Below are 16,583 nucleotides of genomic sequence, written 5' to 3' on the forward strand. Positions count from 1 at the left end.
TATCTATGTTTATCTTAAAAATCGAGATAATTATTTTACTATATCAATCAGTAAAGGTTGTTAATAGTTTTAAAAGTAGCAAGTGATGTGAAAACTCTAGAGTAAGCTTAAATTAAGGGTATGGATAAAAGATTAAAGTTATAGAAATCAAGGTCTAAAGCGCATATTTTCGACTGCAGCTATATGATATTTTGTTATGATTGTCCAAAATAAGCTTAATTAACATGAAAACTATGATCGCTAATTCTATGTTGGAAAAACAAAGTTATTTTGAAATTATCAAGACTGGAAAAAGCCTAAGCTACGAGGGATTAAGAATAATTCGAGTAGCTTTTTTGGCGGACTGTTCATTGCAGCATTTATCAAGAATACTAAGTATCCTTGGACGTGAGCGTGGTTTTAATATTGAGATATACGAAGGCGATTTTGACAATATTGAAATGGAAGCAATAGATGAAAATTCTAATTTATACACATTTAACCCAGAATTCGTCTTCATAATTCAACAAACTCAAAAACTAAAGAATCGACTTTACGATATTAATAATCCTGAGGTTGTAAATCAGTCCGTTGAAAATATAACTGTTATTTGGGACGCAATTAGAAAAAAATTGAATATTCCGATTATTCAATCAACTTTTGTTATGCCTGCTGAGAGAGCATTTGGTAATTATGAGCTTATGGTGCCTAATTCATTAAGCTCTAGAATACGCGAGGTTAACGATAGAATTGTTGAAGAAGCTAGGTTGCGCAAGGATATATTAATTAATGATATTGATTACTTATCATCAGAAGTTGGCAGAAAAAATTGGTTTGATGAGAAATTATGGCTGATGGCAAAGGCGCCATGTGCGCTAGAGGCAATGCCAATTTTGGCTAAAAATATATTAGATATTATTTTAGCTAGTACTGGGAAGATTGTTAAATGCGTAATACTTGATCTAGATAATACCTTGTGGGGTGGGATTATTGGGGATGATGGGCTAGAAGGTATACGTCTTGGGGATTATGAAGATGGTTACGCATTTTCTCAGTTGCAATTATTTGCTTTAACGCTTAAAAACCGAGGAATTATTTTAGCGGTTTGCAGTAAAAATGATGTGAATAATGCTTTAAAACCATTTAATGAGCATCCTGATATGGTTCTTAAAGAGTCTGACATATCGGTTTTTATAGCGAACTGGCAAGATAAAGCTTCCAATATTAAGGCAATTCAAGAGATCCTAAACATTGGCTTTGACTCAATGGTTTTTTTAGATGACAACCCATTCGAAAGAAACTTGGTGCGGGGAATATTGCCCGATGTTATTGTTCCTGAGTTACCGGAAGATCCAGAATCATATGTTCGTTATTTGAGCTCCTTAAATCTATTCGAGTCAACTACCTTTTCCGCATTAGATATTGATCGTGCTGAAATGTATAAGGTTGAGGCACAACGAACACAATTGAAAGCAAATTTTGATAGCGTAGACGAATATTTGATCTCTCTTGATATGGAAATTATCGAAGAAAGGTTTAATTCATTTAATCTACCGAGAATTGCTCAGTTGATCCAAAGGAGTAATCAATTTAATTTAACAACCCGGAGATATTCAGAGTCAGAATGTCTTGAACTATCTACTAATGATTTGCACTACTATCCTTTTACTCTAAGTCTGTCAGATAAATTTGGTGGTTATGGATTAATTTGCGTCTCCATATTAAAGTTTGAGAGCTCTGAAATCTATATTGATGAGTATCTAATGAGCTGCAGAGTCCTTCAGCGGGGTGTTGAGCACTATGCAATGAACCGAATATTTGAGATTGCTCATGATAAGGGCGCATCACGTGTGGTTGGTGAGTATCTCCCAACCAGCAAAAATGCTATGGTGAAGGGCTTCTATGAAAAATTTGGTTTTGAATGCATTGAAGAGCGGGCTGATGGATTTTCCAAGTGGGCTTTAGCTGTTGACGTATACTCAAAAAGAAAATGCCTTATGAAAGCAACGATAAAAACTGAAAATACGTAGGAGCATGATGAATCGCGATCAAGTATATGAAGAGCTTACAACTTTGTTTTTAGATGTGTTGAGTCTAGATGCCTTAAGTCTAAATGATGCTACTGTTGCATCTGATGTTGAGAATTGGGACTCCCTAAACCACATCAACTTAATAGTAGCTATTGAGCAAAAATTTAAAGTAAGTTTTACAACAAGAGAAGTAAAAAAATTAAAAAATGTGGGTGAGATAGTAGATTTAGTTATTTCCAAAATCAATTAAATAAAAACATGTCTTACACAAGTGGTCTTTTTGCAATATTTTTATTATTGAGTTCGACATTAATTTTTATATTGCCCATAAGGTATAAGGCAATATTTCTATTATTAGCATCATATGTTTTTTATGCCTCCTGGAATGTCCAGCACCTGGTACTTTTAATTTCGATTAGCATTTTTACTTATTATGCTGCGATTGTAGTATGTCATATCAAAAATGATAGAAAAAAGTGTATCGCTTTAGTGGCATCAATAGTTCTAATTACAGCCATTCTTGTTGTTTATAAATTTTCTAGTTTATTTGACCAATTACCCGAATTAAATCTCATAAGAATTAACTTTAGCGAGATCTTAATTCCAATTGGAATTTCATATTACATATTTAAGGCTTTAAGTTATCTTCTTGACGTCTATTGGGAGAGTATCCCTGTTGAGAAAAGTTTTATAAAAGTTGCTTTATTCTTGGGGTTTTTTCCGCAAATACTAAGCGGACCCATTCAAAGGGCTCCCGAGTTTTTTGAGCAAGTGGATAGTGCAGATTTTTGTAGAATCAATTGGAATCGTTTTGATATAGCCACAAAGTGGATTTTATTAGGATTTTTTGAAAAGGTAGTGTTGGCCGACCATATAGGGCCCATGGTGGAGTATTTGGACCAGCATTTTAGAGATGGTTCTCTAGTGGTTTTATTGTCAAGTTATGCGTACACCATACAACTTTTTGCAGATTTTTCAGGCCTAACACACATCTCAATAGGAGTGGGTTTGATATTTGGAATTTTGGGGCCGCAGAATTTTAATAGGCCATTCTCTGCAACTAATATGCAAATATTTTGGCAGAGATGGAATATGAGTTTGACTAATTGGTTGAGGGATTATATTTTTGAGCCCCTCCAAATGAGTCTTAGAAATCTTGGGATTTTAGGGGTGTCTATAGCGCTAATGATCAATATGATTATTATCGGTATCTGGCATGGCTCAAATTTAACTTTTCTTCTTTTTGGTATTTTTCACGGAACTCTATTGATTCTGACCCTACTTTCGGCAAGAAAAAGGGATTATTTTTTTAAAAAGTATCCTCGCGCTATTCCCATCGGTAATATCATTGGCATCCTCTTAACTTTTCACCTTGTCGTTCTCGCACTTATTATATTTAGGTCCCAAAGTATCGAAGTTGCAACCCAATTTATTGCTGTATTAATGGAGTTTAAGATTGTTGATGGTGAATTTTGGAAGGTTATTCCCTACGATCTCTATTTACCTGCATCAGTAGCCTCCATCATGGGTTTTATTTTAGGCTTTAGTTTTTCCGGATTCAAGAATAGTGATATGAATAAGAGGGATTCTATTAATTCTAAAGTGCCAATTGCTGGTATTTTTATATACTCGATTAGTGCAATTTTATTAATTTTGTTGGCATCAAATAATTCAAATCAATTTATATATGCCCGCTTCTAGGTTAAGCATAAAACAGTCCTTATTATTAAGTGTTCTATTATTTTTACTAATAGATTTAATAGTTTTCAGATCTGGACTATATGCAAAGTTTTTGACAATGTCCTCTATGCAGGGATTTGCTCAACATATTTCTAATAGCGTAATCGCAGGAAAATTTAACCCAGAAAATTCAATCTTGATTATGGGGGATTCCAGAATTAACGAGGGTTTCAGTCATCAACAAGCAAATTTGACGTCAAAGAAATTGGGAATTGAGTTTTTTAATGCTGGAATTGGAGGCTCGACTCTTAGGACTTGGTGTTACCTTCTTGAGCAGTGGGATCCAAATCAAGATCGCTTTAAAGCTATTGTTATTACCTTGCCCAGCTATCGAAATGCACCTCCTGCAGATGCAGGATTAAATTCTAGAGTGCTAGATGCTGATTTTCTTGCACCCAATATATCTACTAAGGCTTATTTAGATTTTATATTTCATCAGGAAGGGGTCAAAAATAAAATAATGATTACATCACCCATTTTTGTTTCTGCCTCGCAATATAGTAAAGATTTTATGGATCTGATTTTGCACCCAAGAAATAGGATTGAGACCTATAAGTGGAAAAAGGCTACGGGGTTAAATTTTAGTGATGCATATAAAGGTAATCCAGATAATATGGTCGGCTTATCATACGATCGTCGAGCCAATATTATGAAGTATCCCGAGAGGTTCAATGCTGATCAGAAAAAGGCAATACAAAATTTAGTTATTAAATCGAGCACAACTTCTGATGAATTATTAAGTAGTAGCAAAGAATATTCTCAGTATTGGCTAAGTCGGATAATTAATCGATATAGTCATAGCAAAACAAAAATAATCTTACTTAGAATGCCTTCAACACCTGTGCCAGCAATTAATCAAGATGCAAATTTTGATATGCTCGTAGATGATAAACATTTCAAAAACGAAAATTTATACATAATTCCTGAAAATGCATTTTTAAGCCTAGAAGATCCTAAATATTTCTGGGATCCAAATCATCTCAATGCTGATGGAAGGGCCGCATTAAGCAACCAGATTTCAAATACATTGGTTGAATATATTTCTAAGTAACCTTATCAATTGACGCTACGAATTTGTAAGTAGGGATCAATTTCTACTGTCAGTTTAGTTGCTTCCTCTAGGATTTTTTTGATCCCTGGGTTCTGCGTTAAGATTGGAGCACCATCCTGAATAATCACATAATTAACGCGGTATTCTTTTAGGAGCTCTCTCATTTTTTCTGTTGTGTTTGCCTCTATAGCCTTATTCTGAAATTTAGCGTTATACCAGTTTGGGTGCAATGCATCTGCCTTGAGACCTGCAACCAATGGCTGTGAGAAGCATGCCACGGGCATATTTTTTTCATTAAGACCATTAACTATGTCAATAGCTACTCGTAGCGAATTCATACGCATTAAGTAGCTATGCTTTTTAGTATTAGAAATTATGGCTGGTAGATTAAAAATTCTATAACCAGCCGAACTGTTTGTTAAGAAGATGACATTCATAAGTCCAATGCAAACTACTAAAATTCTCATTGGAGTTCTTGTAGCAGGCTTACAGTCCAATAGCTCAATCGCAGCTACACAGCAAATTCCAAGCATCGTGAAGAGGGGGTATGCATATCTCACATATGAGGTAGTGATGAAAATGCTAATAATCCCAACAATGCAAATGAATAAAAGAGATTGTAGTTTTCTATTTTTGAGGATGCCAAAAACTATGCAAACTATCAATAGTGGTGTTAGCAAGATAAGATGAAAACCTATACCGCCAACATAAGATTCTAAATAAAGACCTGTATTGAAAGTTATTTTATAAAGAGTGTCAAAACCAATTCCTTGATTGTGAGGGGGCGTGAAATTTTCCGGAAAAAAATACGGCGACTTGAATATATTGTTTAAAATTGGAAAGAAGGGGTTTCCAGTTTTAATAAAGGCGGTAATATTGGGTACTAGTCCAATCGGTAGAAAAATAAATACACTATATATAACTACCCTTGAGTTTGATTTATAAAAAATCGATGTAAATATCAGTAGAGCCATAAAAACCGTGGGTAGCAATACTATAGTTGACATCTTAGTTGCCGCTGAAAGTGCTAGCAACATAGAAACTATTAGAATAATTTTGGGATTTACCCCACTTGGTTTCGTAAGTTTAATAATAAAATAGCATGCAGCCATGAAATATGCTCCCCAAATAGTCTCCACATAAAGGGTGCTAGTCACTGCAAAAGTTAGTGGGCATGAAAAATAAATCAATACATTGAGAAATTTTCCTGTTGAACTAAGCCCTAATTCCTTGGATATTAAAAATACTATTCGTGCGCCGATTAACATAAAAAAATAATTGAAAATTCTCGTGGCGCTCTCTCCAGAAAGAACAAATGAGAGAGAGTAAATCCAGTCTCCCAGGAGAGGAAAAACTGCCCAGATATATTTTTCAACATCAAATCCCCAAAAATGCTTGTGCGCCATTTGGGCCGGTATAAATAGGTGATACACCAATGCATCGTATCCAAGTTCTGGTAAGAGGCAATATAAAAAATATATAACGCCGATAGCAGCGGATAAAGAGTTAATTGTTAAGATTAATTTTTCATTTTCAGAATTTCTATACTCTTTATAAAATCCTAATAATTTTTTAAAGTTTAATGCATGTACGTGCCATGGAAATAGTAGAAGGGGTAATAAGATTAATACGCCATATATTCCTGGATAAGCAATTGCACGATGCGCCCCTAGGCCAATTGCAGTTCCAAAAAGACCAATACCAATTAAAAAAGTAATGCAAGGATCAATTGCCTGGAGTTTTAATTTACATATGCATGCTTTTCCGAGGATATAAGATGAATATGAAATAAGTAAGATGATGATTAGTCCGGGAAAATTCCCACTTAAAATTACTATCGCCATCAGCAGCCATCCCAGCAAAAGAAATGGTGGAAATGATAGAAAAAATGCTGGTAAAAAAATTAGCGGAAAGATAAATACAAATAGCTCAATGGGCCCCAGATCAATCTCGTACTTCATATTCAATAAGCCATAGATAAGAAGTCCAATGCCAGTAAATAGGCCGGCGATGGGAATACTTAGAGTTTTATTGAAAGAGATCATTTTTATGTTTTAGGGCATTATAATACTGTGTAGAAAATCATTTAAATGGACTGGCAAATGAAGGCTGTAATTCTTGCGGGCGGCTTAGGAACTCGGATCTCCGAAGAAACGCATCTAAAGCCAAAGCCGATGATAGAAATTGGTGGTAAACCAATCCTTTGGCATATCATGAAAATATATTCTGCACACGGGATTAATGATTTTATTATTTGCTGTGGATATAAGGGTTATTTAATTAAAGAGTATTTTAATAATTACTTTTTACATATGTCGGATATTACATTCGATATGAGTAACAATTCTATGAAAGTTCATCACAAAAATGCTGAACCATGGAAGGTAACTTTGGTCGATACTGGTGAAGCTACTATGACCGGAGGTCGACTCAAGAGAGTTGCGCCCTATTTGAGGGATGAGAAGGCATTTTGTTTTACTTATGGCGATGGTGTTGGGAATATTGATATTTCGGCATTGGTTAAGTTCCATGAGGCTCAGGGCAAGCTTGCCACAGTCACAGCCACTCAACTTCCTGGCCGCTTTGGAGCTATCACCTTAAATGGTTCCGACATTGTTAATTTTGAAGAAAAACCTCACGGAGATGGTAGTTGGATTAGCGGTGGTTTTTTTGTCCTGTCTCCTCAGGTTATTGATCGTATTAAAGATGATGAGACACTATGGGAGCGCGAGCCAATGGAAAGCTTGGCAAAAGAAAAGCAATTCTCAGCCTTTTTCCACCACGGGTTCTGGCAGCCCATGGATACTATTCGCGATAAAGAGATTCTTGAATCTTTGTGGCAAAGGGATGTTGCCCCCTGGAAAATCTGGAAGTGAAAATTGAATACCAACTTTTGGAATAATAAGAAAGTATTTATTACTGGGCACACAGGATTTAAGGGTGGCTGGCTGTCTCTTTGGCTTCAAAATTTAGGTGCAAATGTTACGGGATTTGCGCTCAATCCACCTACAAACCCGAGCTTCTTTGAGGTTGCAAATGTGTCGCAAGGTATGCAGTCTATTATTGGCGATATTAGGCATTTTGATCAATTAAAAGAAGCCCTCGAGAATTCCGAACCTGAATTTGTTTTTCATTTAGCCGCCCAATCCCTTGTGCGAGAGTCCTATCGCGCACCTTTAGATACTTACTCTACTAATGTTATGGGTACAGTTAACATTCTGGAAGCGGTGAGGTATATCTCTTCCGTAAAGTCTGTGGTGTGTGTAACTTCTGATAAGTGTTATGAAAATAATGAATGGGTTTGGGGATACAGGGAATCTGATCCTATGGGTGGATTTGATCCATACAGCAACAGCAAAGGTTGTGCTGAGCTAGCTGTCGCTGCATATCGAAACTCCTTTTTTTCATCAGGGGAAGGGGTTGGTATTGCTACTGCAAGAGCGGGCAATGTAATTGGCGGGGGTGATTGGTCAAGCGATCGTTTGTTGCCCGATTTATTAAGAGCGTCCCACTCTCAGTCTGAAGTAAATATTCGTAATCCTAGTGCTATCCGTCCATGGCAACATGTTCTTGACCCTCTAAGTGGCTATCTACAACTGGCGGAAGCTCAGTATGCTAAAAAAGAGGAATATTCCGAGGGGTGGAATTTCGGACCAAGCTATGAAGGTGCCAAGTCCGTATCATGGGTAATTGAAGCTATTAACGAAATGATGACCGATAAAAAAATAATTTGGAAGCATGACAGCGATATTCAGCCGCATGAGGCAAATTACTTAAAGCTCGATATTTCTAAGGCGCGTGATAAATTAAATTGGAGCCCAACCCTTGATATATTAAGCGCTCTGAGACTAACTCTTGACTGGTCAGAATTGCATAATGCTGGTAATGATATGAGGGCAATTTCATTAGAGCAAATTACTAACTTTGAAAAATTAAAGATAAATAAATTATGAGTAAATCCTTGGAGCAAATTGAGAGTCAAATTCTTCAACTGGTAGATGAATATGCAAAGATTGCCCACCCATTAGGAAAGTTTGAGCCTGGAGTAACTATCATTCCTCCATCAGGTAAATTAATAGATCATGCAGAAATTCGCAATATGGTTTCTGCATCTCTTGATGGGTGGTTAACAGCCGGAAGATTTAATGAGGATTTTGAGCGGAAGTTAGCAAAGTTTCTGGGCGTGGAGTATTTGATTACAGTAAATTCAGGCTCCTCGGCTAATTTAGTAGCATTCAATACGTTAACATCACCAAAATTAGGAGATCGCGCAATTAAACCAGGTGATGAAGTTATTGGAGTGGCAGCAGGCTTTCCAACAACAGTTAATCCCATTTTGCAATTTGGTGCAATACCAGTTTTTGTTGATGTAGAAATGGGAACCTATAACATTGACGCTCAAAAAATTGAGGCTGCAATTTCTCCTAAAACTAAAGCTATCATGCTTGCACACACTCTTGGGAATCCGTTTAATCTCGAGGTTGTAACTGCGCTATGTAAAAAATATAATCTATGGCTGGTCGAAGATACTTGCGATGCCTTAGGATCTACATATAAGGGTCAATTTGTTGGAACATTTGGTGATATTGGCACCTTAAGTTTTTATCCAGCTCATCACATTACAATGGGTGAGGGCGGAGCTGTTTTTACCAACAATCGATTGCTAAAAGATATTGCTGAAAGTTTCAGAGATTGGGGTAGGGATTGTTATTGCCCCCCAGGGAAAGATAATACTTGTGGAAAGCGCTTTTGTTGGAAGCTGGGATCGTTGCCGGAAGGATATGATCACAAATATACCTATAGTCACTTAGGTTATAACTTAAAGATAACTGATATGCAGGCAGCGTGTGGTTTAGCGCAGCTTGCAAAATTAGAGAATTTTATAGCGCGAAGAAGAGAAAACTATAGTTATCTTCATGAACGCTTAAAAAGTTGCGAGGAATTCTTGGTTTTACCAACTCCAACGGAGCATTCGAATCCGTCATGGTTTGGGTTTCCTATAACTTTGAAGGATGACGCACCGGTTTCTAGAGTCGATCTTTTAGCATATTTAGATCAAAATAAAATTGGTACACGCCTTCTTTTTGCTGGAAATCTAGTTAGACAACCATATATGCTTGGCAGGAATTTTCGTATCAGCGGTGAGCTAACCAATACGGATCATATTATGAGAAATACTTTTTGGATTGGGGTTCAGCCGGCTTTAACTGAAGAAATGCTAGATTTCTCTGCCGCTAAAATTGAAGAATTTTTGGGGTTGGGGTTGGGGTTGGGGTTTGATTAAGTGTTTTCTAAAATCGCAACCAAAATTGATGGGTTTTATGAGATTCTTCCTGAGGTAAATGAAGATACAAGAGGTATTTTCGTAAAAACTTATCAAAAGAGTAATTTCCTGAGCATGGGTATCGATGCTAATTGGAAGGAGCAGTACTACTCAATCTCAAAAAAAGGGGTATTGCGCGGGCTTCATTTTCAGCTTCCGCCGCATGCGCACCAGAAACTTGTTTGTTGTCTCAGCGGTGAGGTTGTAGATGTGGTAGTAGATTTAAGAATAAATTCACCCACTTATGGCCAGCATGCGATCGTACAACTTAGCACAGAAAAGCGCAACGGAGTTTTTATAGATGTTGGTCTTGCGCATGGCTTTTATACTATTAGCGAATCAGCGATGTTGTTATATAACGTTTCAACCGAGTATGAACCTAATTTTGATGCGGGAATAAGGTGGGATTCTGCCGGAATCAATTGGGGTGATATTAACCCAATTATTTCAGCTAGAGACAGCTCTTTTATTGGAATGAATGAATTTCACAGCCCTTTCTCGAGCTAAGCCGATGAAGAATAAGACTACTCTGATAACTGGTGGCACTGGATTTATCGGGGAGAACTTAGCTAAATATCTAAGCAATAATGGCTGGGAAGTTAATTTGCTCTGCAGGGATTTGCAAAAGATTGCTGAGCTTTCAGGGTTAATTGGTGTAAAAAAAATTCACAAATATGATGGTTCATATGATTCAATAACTAAAGCACTTGTTGATATAAAGCCAACAATTGTTTTTCATCTTGCAGCATATTTTTCTGCAGAACATCAACCTGAAGATTTAGACAATTTATATTCAGGTAACTTACTATTTGGCTCGCAGCTTCTTGAGGCTATGTCAAATTCAAACATTAAAAGTCTAGTCAATACCGGAACAAGTTGGGAGCACTATAAAGATAGTGACTATAACCCTGTAAATTTATATGCTGCTACAAAGCAAGCATTTGAAAAAATCATTGATTACTATGTCCAAGTAAAAGGTTTTAAGGTATACACGTTAAAATTATTCGATACCTATGGATACGGAGATCGTAGAGGTAAATTAGTTGATTATGTAATTTCAAGCATTCAAAATCATAAGCCTTTAATATTTTCTCCTGGTGATCAGATGCTAGACTTTGTTCACGTAAAAGATGTTGTAAGGGCTTATGAACGAGCAGCTTTATTGCTGACAAATGAAACTCCTTCAACCCATAGACAGTTCGGAATATCTTCCCAAAAATTAGTCTCCTTAAAAGAGATGGTGGAATTAATCCAAAAATTAATGTCTGATACTTCAACTATTGGGTGGGGCGAACGAGACTATCGAGCGCGTGAAGTGATGAAGCCCTGGACTGGGTTTAAGAAATTGGATGGCTGGGAGTCGACAGTGCCTTTGGAGGTAGGGCTTCTAGAATTAATTGAATTGAAAAGAATACAAAATGCCGACTGAACAATACACAATTCTTGGCGCTGGAATATCGGGCCTAAGTGCTTCATATCACTTGGGGCATGATAAATGCAAAATATATGAAGCCAATAGCTATGCTGGCGGCCATGCTTATACGCATAAAGTTGACTCAGTTTGTTGGGACGAGGGCCCTCATATTTCATTTACAAAAAATGAATATGTAAAGAAATTATTTGAGGAGTCTGTGGGGGGCCAGTATTCAGAGTTTCCGGTGAATGTTAGCAATTACTATTTTGGAGACTATATTCCTCATCCAGCACAATCTAATTTGAGTTTTTTGAAAGAGCCTCTTCGCACACAATGCTATGAACAGATGTTGGCAAGTGGAACTTTAAATCAGCAAGACAATATATCTTCATCCTATTTGGATTGGCTAAAAAGTTCTTTTGGTGAAGTATTTACACAAAATCTTCCTGAGAGATACACAAAAAAATATTGGACTGTAGGGTCTGCTGAATTGGCTGTTGATTGGTTAGGGGAGAGAGTATATCGCCCTGATTTAGAAGTTGTTGAGAATGGCTACAGAGGCATTCAGCCAGAAAAAACACACTATATAAATAAGGTAAGGTACCCAAAGGCAGGGGGATTTATATCGTTTTTGAATAAAATAAAGATAAATGCAAACATTGAGTACTCAAGCACTGTTAAGTCCATTAATCTCGAAAAAAAACAGATCCTTTTTTCAGATAATAGGGTCGTATCTTTTAATAAACTGATCAATACATTGCCGTTACCGCAATTTATTAAAATGTCAGGTGCACCTTTTAATGTTTTGGAGGCAGCGAGTAACCTAGATTGCACCTCTTTGCTGTTAGTTAATATTGTGGCTAGTAATAGGCTTAAGAAAGATTTCCATTGGATGTATGTATATGATGATGCTATGTATGCAACAAGAATTACATCAATGAATTCATTGACTGACGATACATTGTCTGCAACACCCGAGGGCATTCAAGTTGAGATATACGAATCGAACTTTAAGCCATTCAAAAAAAGCCATTCAGAAATTGCAAATTATGTGAAAGTTGAGCTTCAAAAAATGAACATAATTGATTCTTGTTTATCTGTCCACACTAATTATATAAAGAATGCAAACATAATATTTAATCATAGGCGAAGAGAGAATCAGGATATTGTTCTAGGTTGGTTAGCCGGCTATGGACTAGATAGGGAAGCTGATGATCTAGAGCCTATGTCAAAATGGGATCATCTCAACCAGCCTTCATTAAACAAAAAAATGGGAAATCTTATATTGGCAGGAAGATTTGGTCAGTGGAAATATTTTTGGTCAGATGATTGCATTTTAAGAGGTCTTGAAATTGGTATTGTTGGCAAATAGTACTAAACACTAAATTGAAATTACTAATGAATACATGAAGAAAACTATTACAATTTTATGTCCTGTTTATAACGAAGTAGAGAATATCGATAACTTCTACACTACGTTCAATAACTATACTAAAGATATTGTGAATTACAAATTTAACTTCGTATTTACCGATAATCATAGTACTGACGGAAGTTTTGATGTAATCAAGAAGTTGTCTGGTATGCACCCAAACGTACGCGGTTATCGATTTTCTAAGAACTTTGGGTATATGAAATCAATCTATACTGGATTTATTAATTCAGGGGATGACGCTTGTGTTATTTTTGATTGCGATTTACAGGACCCACCATTTCTTATAAGTAATTTTATTAAGTCCTGGGAATCTGGCTACAAGGTCATCTATGGAAAGCGATCTATCAGGGTTGAATCACAATCACTTGGATTTTTAAGGGCAGCATATAGAAAGTTCGAAAATTTTGTTAAGGGATATAAGGTTGAAATAGAAAGTGGTACTTGGTTTTTAGATAAGCAGGTTATCGATGAATTAAAAAAAATCCAGTTTGATCCTTACCTACCCGGATTAATTTCTAGACTTGGATTTAGTACTATAGGTATCGACTATCAAAGACTAGCTAGAGAGAAAGGCACTGCCAAGGGAAATATACCGCTATATTTGGCTTATGCAAGGGATGGATTAGTAAGTGGAACTATAACGCCATTAAGACTAATGGCTGTTTTTGGTGCCCTTGTTTCTTTAATTTCTTTCGTACTAATGTTTTATTTTCTATTTGCTAAGTTATTTTTAGGGGCGCCATTTGCCAGCGGTGTTGCAGCCCTTTCAATAATTACCTTATTTGGATTTGGAATTAACTTCGTTTTCCTAGGGGTGCTTGGTGAGTACATAGGTCGGATCTATATAGAAAGAGAATCTAGGCACGCAGCCATTATTGAAGAAACTTGCGCTTCAACTATTCAAGAATAAGCCTATTCTTTTTTAAGAATCGCTAGGGAGCCACTTAACTTAATTGGATTCTTAGTATTAAATTTAGCCTGCTCAATTTTGTCATTAAGACATGAATTCATCGCATTTGTTGCTTCCACGCCTTTAAATGAGGTGACTCCACTGTAAATATATTTACCTTCTACTTCTGAATAATTCACAATTAAAAATTCGGCAGTATTAATATTGTAGGGAAAAAATGAGGAATTAAGGTGTTGGTATAGATAAGGCCAGCCAGCTTCCACAGAGCTTATTCTAGAATCTCGCGGGATATATTTATCAACTTGTTGCGTAATAAATTCATAGTTGTTTTTATCTTTATATATCCTGGAAAAGTAACTCAAATAAGAGATATCGTTTTTATAGTTAAGAACTAATTTTTGGGATTGTGAAAAACTGATTCCATAGAAGTACGCAAGGACTAAGAGTAATAAGAAGTACTGAAGAGATCTTAGTGCTGGATTTTTCTTTAATAGGTCTTTGTGGATTTCAGCCATGCTTATACAGAATGAGTAAATAAGAAATGGGAAATAAAGTGTATGGTAGTGAGTAAAATACCCAGTTTTTTCAGCCCCCCCAATATTGCCGATGATATTTGGAACCATCATGGCAAAAGTTATGATGAATAATCTGGGTGATTTTATTAGGATTACTAGCATGAATGGTAAGTTAACTAGTAAAAACGATAAAGTGCCATTAAAAAAATACGACTCTTTAAAAAGATTAAGTAGCGCACTCGGCGACAGATTAATGAACGACTCGTAATAGGGGTTGGCGGTCAGCTGATAGCGTTTTAGTAATTCAAATACTAGAATCATAAAAAGACCAAAGGCTAATCGCGCAGCAATATTCTTATTCTTTTTATAAAAAAGTATGGTGTGAAGAATTAAAAATATTCCAGAATATAGAATTACCTTTTCAACTATCATTCCACAAATTGTTAGTGCCAAAATGCCATATTTGGTACTATTTTTGAAGTCTATTAAGTAGAAAGCCAAGAGACCAAATGGAAGATATATCCTATCGGGAAATGGCGCACCCTGAATTGACCATGACCATGCCGGATGAAAACTAATCACGATAACTATTAAGAGGCTTGTTATTGATCCACAGTTATTTTTGACTAAGATGTAATAAGATAAATATAGGAATGCTATAAATGAAAAGATATCAATAAAATGAGTTACATAAGGAGCACTGAATGCATATAGCAGAATGGATAGTGGATAAAGTATTGGATAGTAATGGAACCTGAAGTGGTTAAAATCTTCGGCGCCATGAGCAACACTATCAAAAGATTTTTTACAGAACTCTAACACATCAATAGAGTGTAATTTTTCTATATATGAATAGTCGATCAGGGTTGCCATGAACTGGTTGTATGCCCCTAATCCTCTATGAATATTCTCAAGCAAAATATAATAATTTCCTGTATCTCCTTGAAAGTAAGATCCACTTCTCACCTTAATAATGGCAAGTATTATAGATACTGAGACAATTAAAATTATCGGCATATAAATATTGAATAATTTAGATTTACTAATCTTCATATGGCGAATATCCGTCTTAGTTTTGCTTAAGGTTTATTAGACCAATGCCAATGACTATAAAAATTAGACCCAACCAATAGCTTGTATCCAAAGATTTACCATCTCTATAGCATTGAATTAACGCTGCAAAAATCACTGCTGTTGAGGCGATGGGATATGCAATTCGTATATCAATCTTATAGAGCAAGAAAAGCCAAACCGCAGTAGCAAATACATAGAAAATGAGTGCAATATAGAGCCACCAACTATTGGTGATAGCAAAAAATATCCCCTTAGAAAAATAATTATTTCCAAGTTGAGAAGATGCATTTGCCATTAGGATTTGGCTACCCCCCATAATGATTGCATAGCTCACGAGGCAAATAAATTGTAGGAGGGAGAGTTTCATAAATGGTAATCTGGAATTATTCTCTAAAACCTATACATCGAGCCGGAATTCCCACATTAATCGAATTGGGTAAGGTATCTTTAGTAACTATCGCATTTGCACCAATGATTGAACCCGCCCCCAAGGTAATGCCCGGCATAATAACTGCACCTGAACCAATCCAAACACCTTTACAAAGAGTGATTTTTAAAGGTATTACCTGTCTTTCAATTACTTCTGGGTGCCTCCCGTCAATAGGATGCTTACCAGATGAGATGGTGACGTTAGAGCCGATTAAAACATAGTCTTGTATTTCTACGCCACCAACGCCATTTATATATGTATTTGAGTTGATGGCAACATTAGATCCTATATGGATCTTGTAGGCGTCCACAAAAATAACCTTTGGTTGAATCCATTGCATTCCATGCGCTGACTTAAAAAGGAGTTTGCCAGTAATGTATCTTAATAAAAATCCAATCAAGCCGGGGAATGGGGATGTAAGCATAAAAAGCCATCCCTCAATTTCATGTCTGATTAAGGTAACGACTGAAATGCCCCTCAACTTATTTCTTAGAAACAAATGAATATTAGCCATATAAAGGATTAAACAGGAAGATATTTAGATTAATAATATATTTCATTTGTAGTAAAAGTCGTCAAGGTGGATATAATTTTTGTTTAGTTAGGAGTCTTACAAAAAATTCAAATTTAGTTATAAGTTTTGCTAATTTAAAGGGTTAAAGTTCTAAGTTTTAAATACTTC

Annotated in this window: 15 protein-coding genes; 11 read left to right on the forward strand and 4 right to left on the reverse strand. The window is 36.0% G+C overall.

Annotation, left to right across the window (positions count from 1 at the left end):
• Positions 1–224: 224 nt before the first annotated feature.
• The 4 genes from ICN38_RS03175 (at position 225) to ICN38_RS03190 (ending at position 4,800) form a co-directional block, all read left to right on the forward strand.
• The gene (locus tag ICN38_RS03175; RefSeq protein ID WP_216254992.1) at positions 225–2,009 is read left to right on the forward strand and encodes an HAD family hydrolase; all 1,785 of its coding nucleotides are present in this window, start codon (positions 225–227) and stop codon (positions 2,007–2,009) included.
• Between the two features lie 7 nt (positions 2,010–2,016).
• Positions 2,017–2,259 (forward strand): acyl carrier protein, encoded by a 243-nt coding sequence (locus tag ICN38_RS03180; protein ID WP_216254994.1) that lies wholly within the window; start codon positions 2,017–2,019, stop codon positions 2,257–2,259.
• Positions 2,260–2,498: 239 nt separating this feature from the next.
• A complete protein-coding gene (locus tag ICN38_RS03185; protein ID WP_216254997.1) occupies positions 2,499–3,710 on the forward strand; it encodes an MBOAT family O-acyltransferase in 1,212 nt (403 codons plus the stop codon).
• Entirely contained in the window at positions 3,697–4,800 is a 1,104-nt protein-coding gene (locus tag ICN38_RS03190; RefSeq protein WP_216254999.1) for a hypothetical protein, read from the forward strand. The genes ICN38_RS03185 and ICN38_RS03190 overlap by 14 nt, the downstream gene beginning before the upstream one ends.
• A gap of 5 nt (positions 4,801–4,805) precedes the next feature.
• On the opposite strand, the gene ICN38_RS03195 is transcribed toward ICN38_RS03190, so the two are convergent.
• Positions 4,806–6,761 (reverse strand): hypothetical protein, encoded by a 1,956-nt coding sequence (locus tag ICN38_RS03195; protein WP_216255002.1) that lies wholly within the window; start codon positions 6,759–6,761, stop codon positions 4,806–4,808.
• Between the two features lie 141 nt (positions 6,762–6,902).
• On the opposite strand from ICN38_RS03195, the gene rfbF reads away from it, so the two are divergent.
• The 7 genes from rfbF to ICN38_RS03230 are packed head-to-tail and all read left to right on the forward strand — an operon-like array spanning position 6,903 to position 13,882.
• Entirely contained in the window at positions 6,903–7,676 is a 774-nt protein-coding gene (gene rfbF / locus ICN38_RS03200; RefSeq protein WP_216255005.1) for a glucose-1-phosphate cytidylyltransferase, read from the forward strand.
• Positions 7,677–7,679: 3 nt separating this feature from the next.
• Entirely contained in the window at positions 7,680–8,753 is a 1,074-nt protein-coding gene (gene rfbG, locus ICN38_RS03205; protein ID WP_216255008.1) for a CDP-glucose 4,6-dehydratase, read from the forward strand.
• Positions 8,750–10,084, forward strand: a complete 1,335-nt coding sequence (gene rfbH, locus ICN38_RS03210) for a lipopolysaccharide biosynthesis protein RfbH (protein WP_216255012.1) — start codon at positions 8,750–8,752, stop codon at positions 10,082–10,084. The genes rfbG and rfbH overlap by 4 nt, the downstream gene beginning before the upstream one ends.
• Positions 10,085–10,630 (forward strand): dTDP-4-dehydrorhamnose 3,5-epimerase family protein, encoded by a 546-nt coding sequence (locus ICN38_RS03215; protein WP_216255015.1) that lies wholly within the window; start codon positions 10,085–10,087, stop codon positions 10,628–10,630.
• 4 nt (positions 10,631–10,634) lie between these two features.
• On the forward strand, positions 10,635–11,552 hold the full coding sequence (locus tag ICN38_RS03220) for an NAD(P)-dependent oxidoreductase (protein ID WP_216255018.1): 918 nt from the start codon (positions 10,635–10,637) through the stop codon (positions 11,550–11,552).
• Complete coding sequence (locus tag ICN38_RS03225; RefSeq protein WP_216255021.1) at positions 11,542–12,909, forward strand: NAD(P)/FAD-dependent oxidoreductase; 1,368 nt, start codon at positions 11,542–11,544, stop codon at positions 12,907–12,909. The genes ICN38_RS03220 and ICN38_RS03225 overlap by 11 nt, the downstream gene beginning before the upstream one ends.
• Before the next feature lie 34 nt (positions 12,910–12,943).
• Positions 12,944–13,882, forward strand: coding sequence for a glycosyltransferase (locus ICN38_RS03230; RefSeq protein WP_216255028.1), 939 nt, complete (start codon positions 12,944–12,946; stop codon positions 13,880–13,882).
• A 2-nt stretch (positions 13,883–13,884) separates the two neighbouring features.
• Here ICN38_RS03230 and ICN38_RS03235 read toward each other — a convergent pair whose 3' ends face one another.
• The 3 genes from ICN38_RS03235 to ICN38_RS11575 form a co-directional block, all read right to left on the reverse strand.
• Complete coding sequence (locus tag ICN38_RS03235) at positions 13,885–15,450, reverse strand: hypothetical protein (protein WP_216255031.1); 1,566 nt, start codon at positions 15,448–15,450, stop codon at positions 13,885–13,887.
• Positions 15,451–15,466: 16 nt separating this feature from the next.
• Positions 15,467–15,766 carry a hypothetical protein gene (locus ICN38_RS03240; protein WP_216255034.1) on the reverse strand — a complete coding sequence of 100 codons (300 nt, stop codon included), beginning with the start codon at positions 15,764–15,766 and terminating at the stop codon, positions 15,467–15,469.
• Positions 15,767–15,854: 88 nt separating this feature from the next.
• Positions 15,855–16,415 (reverse strand): DapH/DapD/GlmU-related protein, encoded by a 561-nt coding sequence (locus ICN38_RS11575; protein ID WP_304609479.1) that lies wholly within the window; start codon positions 16,413–16,415, stop codon positions 15,855–15,857.
• Positions 16,416–16,583: the final 168 nt, after the last annotated feature.

The organism is Polynucleobacter sp. AP-Melu-500A-A1 (genome assembly GCF_018882125.1).
Taxonomy (GTDB): domain Bacteria; phylum Pseudomonadota; class Gammaproteobacteria; order Burkholderiales; family Burkholderiaceae; genus Polynucleobacter.